General features: G+C 30.6%; 17 protein-coding genes. All 17 read left to right on the top strand.

The window, feature by feature from the left end; all coding sequences use genetic code 11:
* The first annotated feature begins 101 nt into the window (after positions 1-101).
* Positions 102-2,867 (top strand): isoleucine--tRNA ligase, encoded by a 2,766-nt coding sequence (ileS, locus tag L8W55_RS02300; RefSeq protein ID WP_263677134.1) that lies wholly within the window; start codon positions 102-104, stop codon positions 2,865-2,867.
* A 99-nt stretch (positions 2,868-2,966) separates the two neighbouring features.
* Positions 2,967-4,331 (top strand): Asp-tRNA(Asn)/Glu-tRNA(Gln) amidotransferase subunit GatA, encoded by a 1,365-nt coding sequence (gene gatA / locus L8W55_RS02295; RefSeq protein ID WP_257939076.1) that lies wholly within the window; start codon positions 2,967-2,969, stop codon positions 4,329-4,331.
* A 10-nt stretch (positions 4,332-4,341) separates the two neighbouring features.
* On the top strand, positions 4,342-5,793 hold the full coding sequence (gene guaB, locus L8W55_RS02290; RefSeq protein ID WP_039618890.1) for an IMP dehydrogenase: 1,452 nt from the start codon (positions 4,342-4,344) through the stop codon (positions 5,791-5,793).
* On the top strand, positions 5,793-5,966 hold the full coding sequence (gene xseB / locus L8W55_RS02285; RefSeq protein ID WP_039618888.1) for an exodeoxyribonuclease VII small subunit: 174 nt from the start codon (positions 5,793-5,795) through the stop codon (positions 5,964-5,966). The genes guaB and xseB overlap by 1 nt, the downstream gene beginning before the upstream one ends.
* Entirely contained in the window at positions 5,959-6,747 is a 789-nt protein-coding gene (locus L8W55_RS02280; RefSeq protein ID WP_263677133.1) for a carbon-nitrogen hydrolase family protein, read from the top strand. The genes xseB and L8W55_RS02280 overlap by 8 nt, the downstream gene beginning before the upstream one ends.
* Positions 6,748-6,895: 148 nt before the next feature.
* Positions 6,896-8,626, top strand: coding sequence for an LTA synthase family protein (locus L8W55_RS02275; RefSeq protein WP_318529899.1), 1,731 nt, complete (start codon positions 6,896-6,898; stop codon positions 8,624-8,626).
* 88 nt (positions 8,627-8,714) lie between these two features.
* Complete coding sequence (gene murC, locus L8W55_RS02270; protein WP_263677130.1) at positions 8,715-10,007, top strand: UDP-N-acetylmuramate--L-alanine ligase; 1,293 nt, start codon at positions 8,715-8,717, stop codon at positions 10,005-10,007.
* Positions 10,000-10,347 carry a hypothetical protein gene (locus L8W55_RS02265; RefSeq protein ID WP_214100544.1) on the top strand — a complete coding sequence of 116 codons (348 nt, stop codon included), beginning with the start codon at positions 10,000-10,002 and terminating at the stop codon, positions 10,345-10,347. The genes murC and L8W55_RS02265 overlap by 8 nt, the downstream gene beginning before the upstream one ends.
* Positions 10,347-12,545, top strand: a complete 2,199-nt coding sequence (locus L8W55_RS02260) for an endonuclease MutS2 (protein ID WP_263677128.1) — start codon at positions 10,347-10,349, stop codon at positions 12,543-12,545. Before L8W55_RS02265 ends, L8W55_RS02260 begins: the two co-directional genes overlap by 1 nt.
* 8 nt (positions 12,546-12,553) lie before the next feature.
* Positions 12,554-16,420, top strand: coding sequence for a restriction endonuclease subunit S (locus L8W55_RS02255; RefSeq protein ID WP_263677127.1), 3,867 nt, complete (start codon positions 12,554-12,556; stop codon positions 16,418-16,420).
* A 43-nt stretch (positions 16,421-16,463) separates the two neighbouring features.
* A complete protein-coding gene (locus L8W55_RS02250) occupies positions 16,464-17,162 on the top strand; it encodes an SIR2 family NAD-dependent protein deacylase (protein ID WP_263677126.1) in 699 nt (232 codons plus the stop codon).
* On the top strand, positions 17,156-17,749 hold the full coding sequence (locus L8W55_RS02245; RefSeq protein ID WP_263677125.1) for a LysE family translocator: 594 nt from the start codon (positions 17,156-17,158) through the stop codon (positions 17,747-17,749). Before L8W55_RS02250 ends, L8W55_RS02245 begins: the two co-directional genes overlap by 7 nt.
* A gap of 3 nt (positions 17,750-17,752) precedes the next feature.
* Positions 17,753-18,853, top strand: a complete 1,101-nt coding sequence (gene dapE, locus L8W55_RS02240) for a succinyl-diaminopimelate desuccinylase (RefSeq protein ID WP_214135197.1) — start codon at positions 17,753-17,755, stop codon at positions 18,851-18,853.
* Positions 18,854-18,988: 135 nt separating this feature from the next.
* Positions 18,989-19,747, top strand: coding sequence for a hypothetical protein (locus tag L8W55_RS02235; protein WP_052243108.1), 759 nt, complete (start codon positions 18,989-18,991; stop codon positions 19,745-19,747).
* Positions 19,748-19,778: 31 nt separating this feature from the next.
* Complete coding sequence (thiS, locus tag L8W55_RS02230) at positions 19,779-19,970, top strand: sulfur carrier protein ThiS (RefSeq protein ID WP_039618872.1); 192 nt, start codon at positions 19,779-19,781, stop codon at positions 19,968-19,970.
* On the top strand, positions 19,967-20,767 hold the full coding sequence (thiF, locus tag L8W55_RS02225) for a thiamine biosynthesis protein ThiF (protein WP_263677124.1): 801 nt from the start codon (positions 19,967-19,969) through the stop codon (positions 20,765-20,767). Before thiS ends, thiF begins: the two co-directional genes overlap by 4 nt.
* Entirely contained in the window at positions 20,767-21,525 is a 759-nt protein-coding gene (locus tag L8W55_RS02220) for a thiazole synthase (protein ID WP_263677123.1), read from the top strand. Before thiF ends, L8W55_RS02220 begins: the two co-directional genes overlap by 1 nt.
* The last annotated feature ends 1 nt before the right edge of the window (position 21,526 follow it).

Raw genomic sequence — 21,526 nt, 5'->3', positions numbered from 1 at the left:
GATTTTCCTTTTTTTTCTTGCGATTATAACAAAAAAATAAGTGCAAATTAAAAGTATTTTAAGTAGAATTTACTATTTTTAAATTTTTCAAGGTGGATTATATGGATTATAAAGATACGCTATTGCTTCCAAATACGACTTTTGCAATGCGTGCAAATTTAGCAGAGCTTGAGCCTAAGCGTTTTAGCAAGTGGTTTGAAAACAACTATGCTTATGAGAAAATGAAACAAAAAAGACAAGGAGTAAGTGAGAGTTTTACTTTACATGATGGCCCTCCTTATGCTAATGGACATTTGCATATTGGCCATGCTTTAAATAAAATTTTAAAAGATATCATCATAAAAATGCATTATTTTCAAGGCAAAAAAGTGCGTTTTACTCCAGGTTGGGATTGTCATGGTTTGCCGATAGAACAACAAGTTGAAGTTAAGCTTAAAGATAAAAAGCAAAGTTTAAGCAAAAAAGAAATTCGTGAGTTTTGTAGAGAGCATGCGAGAGAATTTGTAAATATCCAAAGAGATGAATTTAAGTCTTTGGGTGTGATTGCTGATTGGGATGAGCCATACTTGACTATGAAAAATGCTTTTGAAGCTGACATTTACAAAGCTTTATGTAAAATCGCTAAAAAAGGACTTTTGCTAGAAAGAAGTAAGCCTGTTTTTTGGAGCTGGGCTGCTAAGAGTGCATTAGCAGAAGCTGAAGTAGAGTATGAAGATAAAGAAGATTATTCTATTTTTGTAGCTTTTGAGCTTGATAAAACTTCCCTTGAAAAGCTAGGTGTAAAAAAAGCAAAAGCAGTGATTTGGACTACCACGCCTTGGACTTTACCGGCAAATCAAGCTATATCTTTAAATCCAAATGAAAAATATGTTATTACTGAAGAAGGTTATATTTTTGCTAAAGCCTTGCTTGAAAATATGATTAATAAAAACTTCACTCAAGGAAAAATTCAAAAAGAACTTTTAGGTGTTGAATTTGAAAATTTAAATGCTATTAATCCACTCAATCAAAGAAAATCCACTCTTATTTTAGGCGATCATGTTTTAATGGAAGGTGGAACAGGGCTTGTACATACTGCACCAGGTCATGGTGAGGATGATTATTATGTGTGCTTAAAATATGGCATTGAAGTGATTATGCCAGTAGATGATGGTGGGTGTTATGATGAAACACTAAGGGCCAAAGGACTTTTACCAGAGCATTTACTAAATGAGTTTATAGGACTTCATATTTTTAAAGCAAATGAGCGCATTTTAGAATTGCTTGGCGAGGCCTTGCTTGAGAGTTCTAAATTTATACATTCTTATCCATTTTGTTGGAGAACACATAAACCAGTTATTTATAGAGCTACAAAACAATGGTTTATCTTAATGGATGAGAAAAAGCTAGATGGAAAATCTTTAAGAGAGCTAGCGCTAGAACAATTAAATAATGTGAAATTTTACCCAGAAAGTGGGGTAAAAAGACTTAGTTCTATGATAGAAAATCGTCCTGATTGGTGTATATCAAGACAAAGAGATTGGGGTGTGCCTATAGCGTTTTTTAGAGATAAAAACACCAAAGAAGTGATTTTTGATGATGATATTTTAGATCATTTGGTGGGAATTTTTGAAGCAAATGGAGCTGATGCGTGGTGGGATTTAGAAATAAAAGATTTATTACCGCCAAATAGCAAATATGATCCAAATAATTTAGAAAAAGTTTATGATATTTTAGATGTCTGGTTTGATAGTGGTAGTACTTGGGAAGCAGTATTAAACTCAGCAAGATATGATGCAGGAGAATATCAAGCTTCAATGTATCTTGAAGGAAGTGACCAGCACCGTGGGTGGTTTCAAAGCTCGCTTTTAATTTCTACCGCGATCAATCATAAAACTCCATATAAAAACATACTTACTCATGGCTTTACCGTAGATGAGAAAGGTCAAAAAATGAGTAAATCAAAAGGCAATGTGATCTTACCTCAAAATGTAGCTAAAAATTATGGGGTAGAAATTTTAAGACTTTGGATAATGCTTAGTGATTATTCAACGGATTTAAAAATTTCAGACAATATCTTAAAACAAGTAAGCGAGCAGTATAGAAAGATAAGAAATACTATAAGATTTTTACTTGCAAATACTAATGATATGGAATTTTTAGAAACAAAAAATTTCACACTTTTAGATAAGTGGATTTTAATGCGTGCAAAAGTTGCTTTTGAAGCATGTGAAGCTGCTTTTGAAAAATATGAATTTGCAAAAGGCTTTAGTGTACTTTTAAATTTCTTAAGTGCGGATTTAAGTGGAATTTACTTAGATGTGTGCAAAGATAGATTATATTGTAATGCAAAAGATGATACAAAAAGAGTAAGTGCGCAAAGTGCTATGGTGCTAATAGCTAGAAAACTTTTTGCGCTTTTAGCCCCAAGTCTTACCTACACCATAGATGAAGCTTTAGAGCATGCAAATGTGGCTATTAAAGAAAATGCTAAAGATGTGTTTGATTTGGTATTAAAAAATGGCTTTGATTATGAGTATAAAATCGAAGATGAATTATTTATAAAATCAAGAGAAAAATTCTTTGAGCTTGTTGATGTGTTAAAAAAAGATAAAATCATCAAATCAACCCTAGAGTTAAGCTTGCAAATAAGCGCAAATGAGCTTTTGAGTGAAGATATTGAAGAAGTAGCTGATTGGTTTATGGTAAGCTCGGTAGAAAGCTTAGATGATAAAGAAGCTTTGAGTGAGTTTAAAATAGATGATCATAGTTTTAAAATCGTGCGTTCTTCATTGCACAAGTGTCCAAGATGTTGGAAGTTTTTAGCAAAAGAAGAAGAATGCTTATGTCCAAGATGTAATAGCGTGGAAAAAGCAAAAAATGTTTGAGCAAGCTTTACCTTTTAGCGTGGTAGTGATTACTTTATTGAGCTTTTTATTTATCACGCTTTTTTTGTTTTATTTGGTTAAAAAATTTAAGGATAAATAATGGTAACTTTAAAAGAAGCTTTGAAATTTTCAAATGAAGAATTAGAAAATCTAAAAAAAGAATTAAATGAAAAAGCACATCAGCAAAAGCATTTAGGTGCTTATGTAGAGCAATTTTTAAATAAAGACTTAAGCACTTCAGGTGCTGGTGTGCCAGTAGCTATAAAAGATAATATTAGTGTAAAAGATTGGGAGTTAACTTGCGGTTCTAAAATTTTACAAGGCTATGTAGCTCCTTATGATGCAAGTGCTATTGTAAATTTACGCAAAAATAATTTTGCTCCATTTGGAAGATGTAATATGGATGAGTTTGCTATGGGAAGTACGAGTGCGACTTCTTTTTATGGTAAGACTTTAAACCCACTTGATAATGCTAAAGTCCCAGGTGGAAGTAGTGGGGGGAGTGCTGCTGCAGTTGCTGCGGGGATAGCTTTAGCAAGTTTGGGTTCGGATACAGGTGGTTCAGTAAGACAGCCTGCTGCATTTTGTGGTTGTGTTGGGTTTAAGCCAAGTTATGGAAGAGTTAGTAGGTATGGTTTAGCAGCGTATTCTTCAAGCCTTGATCAAATCGGAGTTTTGACGCAAAATGTTGAAGATGCTGCGATTTTATATGATGCTATTGCAGGTTATGATGAAAAAGATAGCACAAGTGCAAACATAGCTTTTGAACCAACCGCGCCAAAACTAAATGCAAATAAAAAGCTAAAAATAGCTGTGATTAAAAACTATGTAGAACAAACTAATGATGATGTAAAACAAGCCTTATTAAAAACCATAGATATGTTAAAAGCAAATGGCCATGAGATTGTTTATAAAGACTTAATGGATTCTACATTTGATGTTGCGGCTTATTATATTATAGCAGCGGCTGAAGCAAGTGCAAATTTAAGCCGTTATGATGGTGTAAGATATGGTAGAAGAAGTGAAAAATGTGACAATCTTAGCCAAATGTATGTAAATAGTAGAAGCGAGGGCTTTGGAGAGGAAGTAAAAAGAAGAATTTTACTAGGAACCTTTGTTTTAAGTAGTGGCTATTATGATGCATATTATATCAAAGCACAAAAGGCTAGAAGATTTATCAAGCAAAAATATGAAGAAATTTTAAATGATTGTGATTTGATTTTTATGCCAGTTGCTCCAAGCGTTGCTTTTGGCTTTAATGATATCAAAACTCCAGTGCAAATGTATTTAGAAGATGTTTTTACTATTTCGGTGAATTTAGCAGGACTTGGTGGCATTAGCGTGCCTGTAGGAAAAAATGAAAATGGACTTAATATTTCTGCTCAACTTATATGCAAAGCTTACGATGAGCAAACTTTGTTAGATGGTGCTTTAAGCTTGGAAGAAATTATCAAAAACAAATAAAGGAAAAATTATGAAAATCATCAAACGCGCTTTGACTTTTGAAGATGTTTTACTAGTTCCTCAATATTCTGAGGTTTTGCCTAAAGAAGTAGATATTAAAACAAGGCTTACAAAAAATATCACCTTGAATATGCCTTTAATTTCAGCTGCTATGGATACAGTTACTGAACATAGAGCGGCTATTATGATGGCAAGACTTGGTGGTATAGGGGTAATCCATAAAAATATGGATATAGCTTCACAAGTTAGAGAGATAAAAAGAGTTAAAAAAAGTGAAAGTGGCGTGATTATGGATCCTATTTATATAGGGCCTAAAGCAAGTGTTAAAGAAGCGTTAGAACTCATGGCTGAATATAGAATTTCAGGTGTTCCTGTGGTAGATGAGAATAAAACTTTAATAGGAATTTTAACGAATCGTGATTTGAGATTTGAAACTAATTTTGATAACTTAGTAGAAAATGTAATGACAAAAATGCCTTTAATTACTGCTAAAAAAGGCTCTACTTTAGATGATGCAGAAAGGATTTTTTCTACTAATAAGGTAGAAAAGCTCCCTATTGTAGATGAAAATAACCACTTAGAAGGCTTAATCACTATAAAAGATTTGAAAAAACGCAAGGAATATCCAAATTCAAATAAAGACGCCTATGGAAGATTAAGAGTAGCTGCAGCTGTGGGTGTGGGTCAGCTTGATCGCGTAAAGGCTTTGGTGGAAGCTGAAGTTGATGTTATAGTAATGGATAGTGCGCATGGACATTCTAAAGGGATTATTGATACATTAAAAGCGATTAAAGCTGAGTTTAATGTAGATGTGATAGTAGGAAATGTTGCAAGTGCTAAAGCAGTTAAAGATCTATGTGAGGCAGGTGCGGACGCTATTAAGATAGGTATAGGACCTGGTAGTATTTGTACTACGCGTATTGTTTCAGGTGTGGGTGTGCCTCAAATTTCAGCTATAGATGAATGTGCGATAGAAGCAAGTAAATACGGCGTGCCAGTAATTGCTGATGGGGGTATAAAATATTCAGGTGATATCGCAAAAGCTATTGCAGCGGGTGCAAGTAGTGTGATGATAGGTTCACTTTTAGCAGGAACTGATGAGAGTCCAGGTGAGTTATTTACTTATCAAGGAAGACAATACAAGAGTTATCGTGGTATGGGAAGCTTAGGTGCTATGCAAAAAGGAAGTTCGGATAGATATTTCCAAGAAGGTACAGCTCAAGATAAACTAGTGCCTGAAGGAATTGAAGGTAGGGTGCCTTATGTAGGAAGCATAAAAAGTGTAGTGCATCAACTTTTAGGTGGGCTTAGATCTTCTATGGGTTATGTAGGTGCAGTAGATATCAAAGCTTTCCAAGAAAGAGCTGAATTTGTAGAAATCACCGCAGCAGGATTAAAAGAAAGCCATGTGCATGATGTAACTATCACTGCTGAAGCACCAAATTATAAGGTAAGTAATTAATGGAATTTGAAGATCATATCAAACAAGCTGAGCTTTCTTTGGAAAAACTTAATGATAAAGATTTAGACCTTAAAACTTGTGTGGAAATTTATAAAGATGGTTTAAAAAGTATCAAGCAAGCAAGAACTATGCTTGAAAATGCTAAATTAGAAATCGAGCAGGTAGATGAGTAGTGTTGTAGCTTTACAATTTCCCACTTTGGCTTTGAGCGAATCAAGGCTTGATTATTATCTAAAAGCTGCTAAAGAAAGTGGTGCGAATTTGGTGGTTTTAGGTGAGTATGTTTTAAATAGCTTTTTTAGTGAGCTAAAAACTATGCCAAAAAGTATGATTAAAGAACAAAGTCAAAGTAAAAAAGCAAGCTTGATAAAACTTGCTAAAAAATATGATTTAAACATTATTGCACCATTTATCAGTGTAGAAAATGATGGCTTAAAAAAACTATGCTTAAAAGTAAGCCCACAAAATGTAAAAGCGTATGAGCAACAAATTTTAATGCCTTATGCACACTGGAATGAAGAAAAATTTTTTAATAATAAAAAAACCGATAAACTTAAACTTTTTACTTTCACACATGAGGGCTTAAAATGTGCTTTACTTTTTGGCTTTGAGGCACATTTTGATATCTTTTGGCAAATGATCATGAAAAAAAAGATAGACTTAGTCATTATTCCCACAGCTAGTACTTTTGAAAGCAATCAAAGATGGCTAGAGCTTTTAAAAACAAGAGCCTTTTTAAACTCAACAAGTATTTTAAGGGTTAATCGCATAGGTAATTTAAAGCAAGAAAATGAGTGGAAATTTTATGGAGATAGCTTTTTTATTAATGCTTTTGGCGAAGTGCAAGAGCAACTTGGCGATCAAGAAGAAATGCTTGTGGTAGAAGTTAGTAAAGCAAATGAAGCTAGAAATTTATGGGGTTTTGATAAGCTTGTGAAAAATTATGAAGAATAATCTTTTTAACAAGAAAATATTATTAAAGGAATATAATGAGAAAAATTTTATTACAAATTCTTTCTTTTAGTTTTATTTTTATGGGAATTTTTGCTTTAGTTAGGTTTTGATGATAAAAAATTTAACTAATGAAAGTGAAAATAGCTTAATGGTATATGTATATGGATTAGGTCATGATATGAGAACCTTTAGTGCTATTTTTTTACCTCTATTTTTGTGTGGTTTGTTTTCTTATATAAGTTTGGTTTTCAAAGATAGAAAATATCACGCTATGGGGGGGGTAATCGCTAAATTTTATATTTATTTTTCTAGTTTTTATATAGCTTTTATAGCTTCTGTTGTTTTAATTTCTGCGTTTATATATTATTATTACTTTCAACTTTATGCAAGCAAAATTGATATTTTTATTTTTGGTTTAAAAGATGATAATACTAAGGCGATATTATCTATAGTTTTTTCTGATTATCCCATTATAAAAGCATTGTTATTAGCTGTAATTTTTAGTATATTTTGTTTTTATCTTAATATTAAAATTCTTAGCTTAAAATTAGAGACTATTAAAGTAAAATTTGTATTTTTTATTTTATTAAACATTTTACTAATTTATGCTTATATTGTAGCGCTAAGAGGACATTTTACTTATAATGCGCTAAGAGCTTCAAGTTATGTATTTAGCACTATAAAAGCTTTTAATGAAATTTCCACAAATCCTTTGATGGCTTTTTCATGGGCATATAAAGAGTATAAAAATCAACAAGAATTTAAAAGCGTAGATATAAAACAGCTTAATCAACTAGAAGAAAAACTTTTTCCTATGTTTGATACTACTTTGACACATCAAAATCATGCTAAAAATCATATTTATATTAACATCATGGAAAGTTTTAATCGTTTGGTTTTTTTTAGTCCAAATATTATTTCAAATGGATTATATCAAAAAGAAAAATTAGCCTTTACGCCTTTGCAAATTTACAAGAATGCAGGGTATAAAATAGTTTTTGTTTATAGTGGTAATGCTTCTTGGTATAATCTTGGCAATTATTTTAAAAATCAAGGTGTAGATGAAATTATAGATGAAAATACGCTTATGCAAGATTTTCCACAAGCTAAAAAAACAAAACACAAATACGGTATAGCTGATGAGTTTATGTATAAAAAAATATATTCTATTTTTGAAAATGCTAAAAATCCTACGCTAGTTATTTCTCTTAGTATTTCCACTCATAGACCTTATATACACAAAAGCAAAACACAACTTATCGATGAGAATGCTTTAGATAAAAAGATATTAAATCAATTTATTATCGGTGATTCTATAGGTGCTTTAAATGCTTATGCGTATGCAAATGATGAATTTGGAAAATTTTTAGATCGCATAAAAGAAAGTAGTTTGAGAGAAAATATTATTATTGCTGCTACAGGTGATCATAGATTTAGAGATATTAAAATGGATATAAAATCCCAAAAAGCTTTTGCTTATAGTGTACCTTTTTATTTATATCTTCCAAAGTATTTAAAAAATGATATTTATTATGATAAAAATCGTGTGGGTTCGCATAAGGATATTTTTCCAACACTTTATAATCTTACTCTTAGCAATACAAAGTATTTAAGTCTAGGTGGAAGAAATATGTTAGCACCTATAAAAAATGAAAAATTAGAATTTGGTTTTAATGAGCTTGTTTGGATTGATCAAAATGGAGTGTATGATGGAAATAATGGTTATTATTTTGAAAATAATACTAGCATAAAAGATACAAATAAAGCTTTTGAGTTAGATTTATATCATAAAAATTTTTCAAAAAAATATAAAGAGTTATTTCAAAAGCAATTAAATTATAGACTAGTCAATCTCAAAACATCAAATGATAGTGATTAGATTTTATCTCTAAGGGCTTTTTATATTTTATTTTTAGTAAATAAATGATAGAATTTTGCCTTAAATTTTCAAAAAATTTGAGGCAAGAATGCAAAAAATTCATTTTATAGGTATAGGTGGTATTGGAATTTCAGCTTTGGCGAGATTTTTAAAAGAACAAGGCTTTAAGATTAGTGGTTCTGATATCAAAGAAAGTAAAATCACAAAAGAATTAGAAAAAGAAGGTATAGATATAAAAATTCCTCATCACAAAGACAATGTCAAAGATGTGGATTTAGTGGTGTATTCAGCTGCTATCAAAGAAGACAATGAAGAATTAATTAGTGCAAAAAAACAAAACATCACAACACTTTCAAGAAAAGAAGCCTTGCCTATGATTTTAAAAGACAAAAGAGTTTTTGCAGTTGCGGGAGCTCATGGTAAAAGTACAACTTCAAGCATTTTAGCAAGCTTGATAGAAGCTTCTGTGATTATTGGTGCAGTGTTAAAAGAAAGCGGCACTAATATGCTTTATAAAGAAAGTGAAAATCTCATCTTTGAAGCTGATGAGAGTGATAGTTCTTTTTTAAACTCAAATCCTTATTTAGCTATAGTGACTAATGTTGAAGCAGAGCATTTAGATCATTATGGAAACAATCTTGCAAGATTACACAAAGCTTATGAAGACTTTTTGCATTTGTCTAAAATTCAAGTGATTAATGCTGAAGATGAATTTTTGTCAAGCTTAAATTTAAATAATGCAAAAAAGCTTTACCCAAGCAAAGATATCACAAATATTTATATGAAAGTAGAAAATTTCAAGCCAAAAACCTATTTTACGCTTAAAGATTTAGGCGAATTTAGCGTTTTTGGTATGGGTGAGCATGTGGCAATGGACGCTGCTTTGGCTATTTTGGCTGCGAGTGAATTTATAAATATAGAAGAGCTAAAAACTAAGCTTTTAAAATATCAAGGCATTAAAAAAAGATTTGATATTTTATTTGCAAATGAAAATATGGCTTTGATTGATGATTATGGGCATCATCCAACAGAAATCAAAACAACACTTAAAGCAGCAAGTGAGTATGCAAGGCTAGCTGGATATGAAAAAATCATAGCTATTTTTGAGCCTCACCGCTATACGCGTTTAAGTGCAAATATAGAGTATTTTAGTGAAGTTTTAGCAAATGTTGATGAGCTTTATATTTTACCTGTGTATGCAGCAGGGGAAGCTAAAATAGAAATTAATATGCAAAAATACTTTCCAAAAGCTAAATTTATAAAAGAAATTAAAAGAAAAGAAAATGCTATTTATCTTGATGATGAGTTGATTGAAAATGGCTTGGTAATTGGCTTTGGTGCGGGAGATATAAGCATAAAGCTTAGGGGAAAGTATGTTTAAGATTTTTTTATATATCTTAGCTTTTTTTGCGATTTTGCTTTTTTTCATTTTTTTGCGTAAAAAAATAGGCAAGATTAGTAATTATCTTTTGATTTTAGTGTTGATTTTAATGATTGCTTTTGCGATTAAATTTGAGTTAAGTGCTACAAGAAGTGGTGTTTTAAAAAAAGAAACACTCAATGCGTTTTTACAAGGACAAAGTCTAATTTGTAAAGATATTAATGTCACCAAAGAGTATTTTAACTTCGAGCATGGAACACAAAGTTTTATTTCAAATGGCAAAAATAAACAATTTAAAGCCTATGTTTTTGATATAAAAGATTGCAAGGTAGATAAATAATGCAAGGGCAATTTTTTAAAAAGCTAGATTTAGATGGCTATATAGAAGACTTTAGAGGACTTTTTGCAAGAGATAAAGAAATTTTTTTACAAGGTGATAGCAAGCTTCATTATAAAAGGATTAATGAGCTTTCGCTGATAGATTTTAATCCCCCGCCTATGATAGATGAGCTAAATAGTGCTTTAACTCATCTTAGCAAGCAAGGAATTTTACATTTAAGCCAAAGTTTTGAATTTATTAAAATCTGTATGTATTTTGAGTACTTAAAGGGTTTAAAATTTGAAGAAAGTTTGAAAGAATGGCTTTTGAAAATAGAAATTCCACAGGCTATCTTAGAGCTTTTTGAGTATTTTGATGAAAAGGGTGAGATTAAAGAAAGTGTTGATGAAAGACTTGTTAATCTAAATTTAGCTCTAAAAATGAAAAAAGAAAGCTTGGTAGCTGAGTTTAAAAAACTTACCTATACTAAAAGTCTTAGTGCTTATTTAATTGATACGCAAATTCATCTTATCAATGGCATGGAAGCTTTGCTTTTACGCGGTGGGTTTAATCATGTCTTAAAAGCAAAAATCATAGGTAGAAGTAGTGGTGGTGGATTTTATGTGGTGCCTTTGAGTGTAGAAAAAATCCAAAGTCAAATAGATGAAATCAAAGATGCCAAAGAAGAAATTTTTTATGAATATGCTAAAAAAATCAGCTTGGTTTTTTATAAAAATTTGATGTTTTTGAAATTTATTAATAATGTTTTTGATTTATTTGATCATTATAGCGCTAGAGTTTTGATGGCTAAAAAACATGATTATGAGTTTGTTTTAGCTGATAGTTCTAATAATTTAAGCTTATATAACTTCGCACATCCGGCTTTAAAAAATGCAAAAAGTGTTAATATAGAGTTTAATAAAAAAGTTTTAATCATCACGGGTGTAAATGCAGGTGGTAAGTCTATGCTTTTAAAAGGAATTTTAAGTGCAGCTTTACTTGCAAAGCATTTGCTTCCTATGAAGATTAATGCACAAAAAAGCCAAATAGGCAATTTCAAAGAATTTGATGCGATTTTAGAAGATCCACAAAATGTAAAAAACGATATTTCTACCTTTGCAGGAAGAATGTTGCATTTTTCTAAGCTTTTAGGTAAGAAAAATGTTTTATTAGGGGTTGATGAGATAGAGCTTGGGACAGATTTTGAAGAAGCAGCGTGTTTATATACTGAGCTTATTTCTAAGCTTTTAGAACAAGATAATAAAATCATCATCACAACTCACCATAAACGCCTTGCTATGCTTTTAGCTAAAAATTCACAAGTTGAACTCATCGCTGCTTTGTATGATGAGGAATTATCACGCCCAAAATATGAGTTTTTAAAAGGTACTATAGGCAAATCTTATGCATTTGAAACGGCTTTAAGATATGGCATAAGTGCAAATTTAGTGCAAAATGCTAAAAAGCTTTATGGAGAAGATAAAGAAAATTTAGAAGAAATGGTAAGTAAAAATATCAATCTTGAACTTTCTTTACGCAAGAAAAATGAAGAACTTGAGAAAAAAGAAGCTAAGGTAGATGAAATTTTACTTTCACTTAAAGATCAAAAAGAAAAAAACGATCAAGAATTTAAAAAGCTTGTTTCTAATTTAGAGTTTAAATATCACAAAGCCATAGAAGAAGCTAAAAAAACAATAAATCTAAAAGATATCAAAGAAAAACAAAGAAGTTTAAACAAAGCCAATGAACTTAAAAAAAGCATTGTTTTGCCAAGTATGGAGCAAAATGAAGAACTTAGAGTTGGGGATTTTGTAAAATATGAAAAAATCAAAGGTAAAATCACAGCTATTTCAAAAAATGATGCGATGATTCAAAGCGATGGTTTAAGTTTGCGTGTGCCTTTAAAGCTTCTTAAAAAAAGCAATCAAACCCCTACACAAAAGGTAAAATCAAGTGTTAATGTAACCCGCCCAAGTGCTTTAAATATGACTTTAGATTTACACGGCTTAAGAAGTGATGAGGCGCTTGAAAGATTAGATAAATTTATTTCTGATGCTTTGATAGTGGGTTTTGATGAGGTGATAGTTTATCATGGTATAGGCACAGGAAAATTAGCTTTTGCGGTAAAAGAGTTTTTAAAAGCTCACAAAAGTGTAAAAAGCTTTAATGATGCTCCGATTAATCAGGGTGGTTTTGGCGCTAAGGTGGTTAAATTATAAGGAAGTAAATGATTACAAAAGATAATTTAAAAAAAGTTTTAGAAAGTTTAGGTTTTAAAAATGAAAATGAAAATTATATAAAAACAATCAATAATTATACACTTATAGTAGACTATAAAAATCAAAGTATTAATTATCCAAAAGAAATCAAAACTCATGATAAAACTACTTCTAATTTTTTACGCCCTGAAAATTTTGTAGTTTTTGAATGCGTACATAGACTTTTGGAAAAAGGTTATAAGGCTGAACATTTAGAATTAGAACCAAAATGGAAATTAGGCAGAGAAGCAAAAGGCGGCAAAGCTGATATTTTAGTAAAGGATAATGAAGACAATCCTTATTTGATGATCGAATGTAAAACGACGGATTTTAAAAATGGTGAGTTTGCAAAAGAATGGAATAAAATGCAAGAAGATGGAGGGCAACTTTTTTCTTATCTTCAGCAAGAAAAAGGCGTAAAATACCTTTGTCTTTATACAAGTGATTTTATTGATAAACTAGAATACAAAAACTACATCATACAAGCTTTTGACAACGAAGAATATCTAAAAGAAAAAGAATTGCAAAATTCTTATAAAAAAGCTAATAACAATATAGAACTTTTTAAAACTTGGAAAGAAAGTTATGAATTGCAATATTTTGAGCAAGGCATTTTTGAAGTAAATGTTAATGCTTATAAAATCTTAGAAATAACTCCAACTTTTGATAATCTTAAAGAACTTAAAGAAGAAGGTAAATATCATGAATTTGCAAAAATTTTACGCAAGCATAATATATCAGGCAAGGAAAACGCCTTTGATAAGCTTGTAAATATTTTTCTTTGTAAAATTTATGATGAAACTTTTAATAAAGACAATCTCAAATTTGGATATTTTGGCGTAATGGCGGATACTTATGCAAATATGCAAGATAGATTAATGTGGCTTTATAAAGAAGCTATGAGGGAATTTTTAGGAGAAAAAATTACCTTTGTATCTAATGAAGATATAGAAAAAGACTTTAAACAATTAAAGATAAAAACATTAAAAGAAGTAATGCAAAATTACATTAAAGAATTAAAATTTTATTCAAATAATGATTTTGCATTTTTAGAAGTGCATAATAAAGAATTATTCTTAAAAAATGCACTTGTATTAAAAGAAATAGTAGAGCTTTTTGCAAATTATAAACTTACTCAAAATTCTACCAATCAATTTTTAGGCAATCTTTTTGAACTTTTTTTGCAAAAAGGTATGAAGCAAGATGAAGGGCAGTTTTTCACTCCTATTCAAATTTGCGAATTTATTATGTATTCTTTACCGCTTCAAGAAATGTTAAGCAAAAACTCTAAAGCTTTAAGGGTGATTGATTATGCTTGTGGTGCTGGACATTTTTTAAACACCTATGCTAACGAGCTTAAGCGTTATCTAACAGAAGATGAACTTAAAGAACATTATAAAAATATTTATGGTATTGAAAAAGAATATCGCTTAAGTAAGGTTTCTAAGGTATCAAGTGCAATGTATGGGCAAAATGAAATCAATATTTTATACGCTGATGCACTTGCTTCTTTTGAACTAGCAAATACAAATAATTTAGAAGGAGAAAAAGCAAAACCACAAATAGAATCAAATAGTTTTGATTTACTTATAGCAAATCCGCCTTATTCTGTAAAAGGATTTTTAGAAACTTTAAGTGATAAATCTAAAAATACCTATAAACTTTTTAACGATGATATAAACATAGAAACAAATAATGCTATCGAATGCTTTTTTATAGAGCGAGCAAATCAAATTTTAAAAGATAATGCTAAAGCTGCCATTATTTTGCCAAGTTCTATTTTAAATAAGGATTCTATTTATAAAAATACAAGAGAAATATTGCTTCAAAATTTTGATTTTATTGCCATAGTGGAACTTGGAAGTCAGACATTTGGTGCAACAGGAACAAATACGATTATTTTATTCTTGCGCAAAAAAGAAACTTTTAAACAAGAAAATCATTTTATTTCTCAAGATTATAGTTTGATTAAAGAACGTATAGAAGCTGAAAATTTAAAAGACAATGAAAACTTTTATCATAATTATCTAAATGTGTATTGTGACTTTAGAAAATTTGATAAAGAGCTTTATGAAAATTTTTTAAATGGCAGCTTAGATTCTAAACTTGCAGCGCTAGAAGCCTTTAAAGATTATCGCAATGCATTTGAGCAAACAAGCGATTATAAAAAACTTAAAGAATCTAAAATTTATAAAGAGAGTAAAAATAAGCAAGATTTAGAAGATAAAACATTTTTAGCTTATACTCAAGCAATAGAAAAGGATAAATTGCTTTATTTTTGTTTAAGTCTTAATCAAGAAGTTTTAATCATAAAATCCCCAGGTGATATAAAAGAACAAAAGAAATTTTTAGGCTATGAGTGGAGCAATAGAAAAGGCGATGAAGGTTTAAAAGAATTGCACGAGCCTTATTTTAGCCCACTTTTTGAAAGAGGTAATCCGCAAAATGAGACTAAGCTTAATTCTTTAATTTGTAAAGCATTTTTAAAAACTCTTGGCGATATACCAAAAGATTTGCAAGGCTATGCTAGTAAAGCAAGGCTTGTTGATATGATGGACTTTGAAAAAGTGGAATTTAATAAAGCTATAAGTTTAAATCCTAGTAATTCAACACAAAATGAAAGCTCTAATCCTTTTGCAAATTCTAAATATGAGTTGGTGAAATTGGGGGAGGTGTGTGAGGTGTTAATAGGCGGAACCCCGTCAAGAGCTAATACTAGTTATTTTCAAGGTAATAATCTTTGGGTTTCTATTGCAGAGATGAATGGACAAGTAATCTTAGATACAAAAGAGAAAATTACAAATGAGGCAATTAAAAATTCTAATGTTAAACTTATACCCAAAGGAACAACTTTATTAAGTTTTAAATTGAGTATAGGTAAAACTGCACTTGCCGGTAAAGATTTATATACTAACGAAGCGATAGCTGGACTTATTCCAAAGAATAGGGAGCAAATTATTGATAAATATTTGTTGTATTTTTTTCAAAGTAAGATACTAAATTTAAATTCTATAAGAGGAAATAATGCTTTTGGTAAAAGTTTAAATAGTAAAATTTTAAAAGAAATTTTTATTCCTCTCCCACCGCTTGAAGTTCAAAAACAAATCGTTGCAGAGTGTGAAAAAGTAGAAGAGCAGTATAGCACCATAAGAATGAGTATAGATGAGTATCAAAACCTAATCAAAGCAATACTTCAAAAATGTGGTATTATAGATGATAATGGGGGGGGGGATGAGCTAAATTCTATTTTAGGTAAAATTAATAATTTGTGTAAAATAAATTTAGATAATAAATCTTTATCATTATTTAATAAAACAATTAAAGAATACACTTTATCAAATCCAATTTTTAAACTAAGTATTGGAAAAAGAGTTTTAAATAATGAGCTGCTTGAAAATGGACAAATTCCTGTTTATAGTGCAAATGTATTAGAAGTATTTGGATTTGTTAATAAAGAAATTTTACAAAATTATGATAATGATTCTGTTTTATGGGGTATAGATGGAGATTGGATGGTGGAATTTATGCCAAAAAATAAAAAGTTTTATCCAACTGATCATTGCGGGGTGTTAAGGGTTGATGATGCAAAAATAAATGCTAAATACATAAGTTTTGTTTTAAACGAAGCTGGTAAAAAACAAGGGTTTTCAAGAAAACTTAGAGCTTCAATAGATAGAATAAAAGCATTGAGGATTAAACTTCCTTCTTTAGAATTTCAAGATCAAATAGTAGATATAACTGACAAGATTGAGAAAAAAATCAATGAATATAAAATAGAACTTGACAGATTGGAAAAAGAAAAAGAAAAAATCTTACAAAAATATTTATTTTCTTAAAGCATTTTTCGCTAAACTTTATAAATTTTATGAGGTTTATTGAATGAAACAAGTGATGATTTTAAGCGGAGCAGGTTTATCCGCTCCAAGTGGTATAAAAACTTTTAGAGCTAGTGGTGGACTTTGGGAAGAGCATGATGTGATGGAAGTTTGCTCAGCAACTGGCTTTAGAAAAAATCCTAAAAAAGTTTTGGAATTTTATAATAAAAGAAGAAAAGAACTAGCTAATGTTAAGCCAAATCACGCACATGAAACCATCGCTTTATTAAAACAAAAATTTCCAAAACAAATTAGCATTTTAACGCAAAATGTAGATGATTTGTTAGAGCGAGCAGGCTGTGAAGAAGTGGTGCATTTGCATGGCTTTTTACCTGAGCTTAGGTGTTTAGAGTGTGAAAATATTTTTAACATAGGCTATGAAAGTAGTGATGATAAAATTTGTCCTAAATGTCAAAGCAAAAGTGTAAGGCACAATATCGTGATGTTTGAAGAAATGGCACCAAATTATAAAATTTTATATGAAAAATTACAAAATTGCGATTTATTTGTATGTATAGGTACAAGCGGGCAGGTTTTGCCCGTGGGAGAGTATGCAAGAGTATGTAAGCAAAGCATATTAAACAATCTTGATGAGGATAAATATTTAGAAAGTAATTTCACAAAAGTTTATATAGAAGATGTTTGTACAGCCATTGATAAAATCAAAATCGATATAGAAAATCTCTTGGAAGAAAAATGTTAGAAGTAATCTTACAAGGCATAGTTTTAGGTATGGGTGTGTCTGTGCCTTTTGGACCTGTAAATATTTTGATCTTAAATACTGCTTTATCTTCTTTTAAAAATGCTTTTTGCGTTGGACTTGGTGCTTTAAGTGCTGATATACTTTTTTTGATTTTGATTAATCTTGGGCTTTTAAGCTTTGTAAATAATGAATTTTTTTATAAAATACTAGCTGTTTTTGGCTTTTTCTTTTTGAGTTTTATGGTATTTTTAATGCTAAGAAAAACAAGAAAAGTCGATCTTAACAAGGTAAATAAAACCCATCCTTTAAAAGGTTTTAGCAAGGGATTTTTCTTAAATGTTACAAATCCTTATGTGATAGGCTTTTGGGTGAGTGTGGCAGGACTTAGCATGCAGAGTAAGAACTCTTTTGCCTTGCTTTTTGGTTTGGTGAGTTTTATTGTGTTTTGGATTTTTACTTTATCGTTTTTTGTGTCTAAATTTAAAGCCCTTGTAAAAAACAAACATATATTTTACATTAATCTTTTTTCAGCATTTATTTTAGAGTATTTTGCTCTTTCTATGCTGTATAAAGCTTTTATAGGATAAAACATGCAAGTAGTTGAAATTTTCAAAGAATTGAGCAAATTTAAATCCATCACTCCAGATGATGATGGAGCGTTAAATTATATCGCAGTGGAGTTAAGTGATTTTGAAGCTTTTTTTATAGAAAAAGAAGGTGTGAAAAATCTTTTGCTGACTAAAAAATTTAGTGATGATGGTGAGCATTTGGCTTTTGGCGGACATGTGGATGTAGTGCCTGCGGGAGATGGTTGGAGCAGTGATCCTTTTGAGCCTTTAGAAAAAGATGAGTTTATTTATGCAAGAGGTGCGCAAGATATGAAAAGTGGCGTGGCTGCTTTTATGTGTGCGGTTAAGGAAGTAGAAAATTTTAAAGGAAGAATTTCATTAATTTTAACAAGCGATGAAGAAGGTGAGGCTAAATTTGGCACGCTTGAAGTGCTTAAATTTATGCAAGAAAAAGATATGCTACCTGATTTTGCTGTGGTTGCTGAGCCAACTTGTGATAAAAAATTTGGAGATAGTATTAAAATAGGGCGTCGTGGTTCTATCAATGCAAAATTACTCATCAAAGGTAAGCAAGGCCATGTAGCATACCCGCAAAAATGCATTAATCCTGTGCATAATTTTGCTTCGGCTTTGAAATTTTTAGCAGGATTTGATCTTGATCCAGGTGATGAGGTATTTGCACCATCTAAAATCGTTATTACTGATATACGCGGTGGTATGGAAGTGTGCAATGTAACCCCAAATGATTTAAAATTGATGTTTAATGTAAGAAATTCTCCGCAAACTAGCTTAGAAGATGTAAAAGCTTATGTAGAAAAGACTTGCGAAGGGCTTGATTATGAGTTGTGTTTGGATCAAAGTTCAAAGCCTTTTTTAACACAAAGTGATTCTAAAATCGTACAAAAATTAAATGAAAGTGTGCAAAAAATCACTCAAGTAGTACCAGAACTTAACACCAAAGGTGGCACAAGCGATGCAAGATATTTTGCTGAGTTTGGTGTGAAGGTAGTAGAATTTGGTGTGTGTAATGATAGAATTCATGCTATTGATGAAAGAGTGAGTATAGAAGAGCTTGAAAAATTGTATTTAGTTTTTAAGGATTTGTTAGAGAATTTTAACTAGAAAAAAAGCATGGATATAATAGGAATTTAGAGTAGCCTCTCATTTAAGAGTACCTTGCAGCTACCGGCAAGTTAGCCCTCTAAACTTCTAAAATTATATCATTAATTTTTTAAAATGGAATTAATAGGAAGTAAAATGTCTTTTGAGCTTGATGTAAGTAGCTATGAAAAAATAGAAAAGCTATTTATCAATTTTAAATTAAAATGTGATTTTAAATTTAGAATGATAAAAGGGATCAATGTTTTGCATTTTGGATATTTGTGGGGAGCTTGCAAAGAAGCACAAAAGATTTTAGAAAAAAATCAAAAATGCGAAGATTTGTTTGAGTTAATTATGAAAATTTATTCCAAAAGACGCAAAAATCATCAAGCAAATTTTTTACTTTTACAATGTTATGAAAATGCTCTAAGAAGTACTTTAGCAGTAAAAATAGCAAATTTGTATAATAAGTTAGATGATGATTGGTTTAAATCTGGTGAAGAAGTTTTTAATCCTGCTTTGAAAAATCTTTTAAAAAAAGTTAAAAAGAGATGTCAAAAAATAGATGAATATAATAGTACTTGGCAAATTTTTGATGATTTTTGTTTGATTGATTTAGAAGAGATATTGATAGATCATTGGAGTGAATTTGCTTATATATTTAAAGATAAAAAAATATATAAAAATCAAGTCTTACCAAGTTTTGGCACCAAAGAACATCTTAAGACAAAACTAAGTCAAATAAGAAAAGCTAGAAATGAAACCTATCATAATAAACCTACAAAAATAAAATTTAAAAAAGATTTGGAAATTTTACTTTTGAGACTTGGTTATAATTTAGAAGATGCTATTGATATTGGAGAGATAAAAGAAGCTATTATTTTAAGATTTAATTATAATAATGCAAGCGAGTAAGTATTTTAAGTAAAATAAATAAAGGTTTTAAATGATTATCAATGGGCAAAAGCTCGAGTTAAAAGAGCTTAGATTTATGGATTATATTAAAGAAAAGCAATTAAAGATAGAGTTTATTGCTTTAGAATTAAACGGAGAAATTATCCCAAGGGACAAATTTGAAAATTTAATTTTAAAAGAAAATGATAAAGCAGAAATTGTTACTTTTGTAGGTGGTGGTTGATGAGAATTAAATTTAATGGTAGCGTGATAGACACGCATTTTAAAAATACTTTGGATTTTTTTCAAAGTGTGAGTAAAAATGAAAGTGATGTATGGATAATCAATGGTTTTGCAACAAAAGAAAGTTTGAAACTAAAAGAAAATGATGAGCTTTTTTGTATAGAAAAAAATACTTTACCCCCATATGAAGCTCTTGATGCGATGATGAGGGCAAGACACACTCCAAAGCTTCATGATAAACTTAAAAAGGCAAGTGTAGCAGTGTGTGGGCTTGGTGGACTTGGTTCGCATATAGCTATAAATTTAGCAAGAAGTGGGGTTGGTAGGCTTCATTTGATTGATTTTGATGTGGTGGAACCAAGCAATCTTAACCGTCAAGCTTATATAGTGGAAGACTTGGGTAAATTTAAGGCTGAAGCTTTAAAAGATCAAATCGCTAAAATTAATCCTTTTATAGAAGTATTTGCACAAGTTTTAAAAATAGAAAAAGAAAATATAGCCGAACTTTTTATAAATGATGATATAGTTTGTGAAGCCTTTGATAGTGCAAAATACAAAGCTCTTTTAGCGCAAAATTTTCACCAACACTATCCTCAAAAAACATTAATTTGTGCTTCTGGCTTAGCAGGATATGGCGATAGTAATAGCATACAAACAAGAAAAATCGCAAAAAACTTTTATGTTTGTGGTGATTTAAAAAATGAGGCAAAAGTAGGGAATGGACTTATGGCACCGCGTGTAAATATTTGTGCAGGACATCAAGCAAATTTAGTTTTAGAACTTTTAGCGAGCGAGTAATGGAAAAATTAAAAATAGGAAAATATGAGTTTAATTCTAGGTTTATTTTAGGTTCTGGAAAATTTTCTTTTGAGCTTATAAAATCAGCCATTGAAGAAGCAAAAGTTGAGATTATTACCTTAGCTTTACGCAGGGTAAATGATAAAGGCATAGAAAATATACTTGATTTTATCCCAAAGCATATCAAGCTTTTACCAAATACTTCAGGTGCAAGAAATGCTAATGAGGCATTGCGTATAGCAAGACTTGCAAGAGAGCTTGGCTGTGGAGATATGATTAAGGTTGAAGTAATTAGCGATAGTAAATATTTATTACCGGATAATTATGAAAGTATAAAAGCAGTGGAACTTTTAGCAAATGAGGGTTTTACGCCTTTGGTTTATATGTATCCTGACTTATATGCAGCGCGTGCTATGGCTAATGCAGGAGCTGCTGCTATAATGCCTCTTGGAGCTCCTATAGGAAGCAATAAAGGCTTAAAAACTAAAGAATTTATACAAATTTTACTTAATGAAATTAGCTTACCTGTTATAGTAGATGCAGGCATAGGAAATCCCGCACAAGCTTGCGAAGCCATGCAAATGGGAGTAAGCGCAGTGATGGCAAATACTGCCATAGCCCAAGCTAAAGATGTAGCAAAAATGGCAAAGGCTTTTGCTTTGGCTATAGATGCAGGACATAATGCGTATTTAGCAGGCATAGCAAATGAAAGCATGCCAAGTGCAAGCTCGCCTTTGAGTGGTTTTTTAAGAGATTAAA

The sequence above is a fragment of the Campylobacter sp. FU_520 genome (genome assembly GCF_025772385.1).
In the GTDB taxonomy this organism is placed as follows: domain Bacteria; phylum Campylobacterota; class Campylobacteria; order Campylobacterales; family Campylobacteraceae; genus Campylobacter_D; species Campylobacter_D lari_C.
This window is presented reverse-complemented; position numbering and strand designations above follow the sequence as displayed.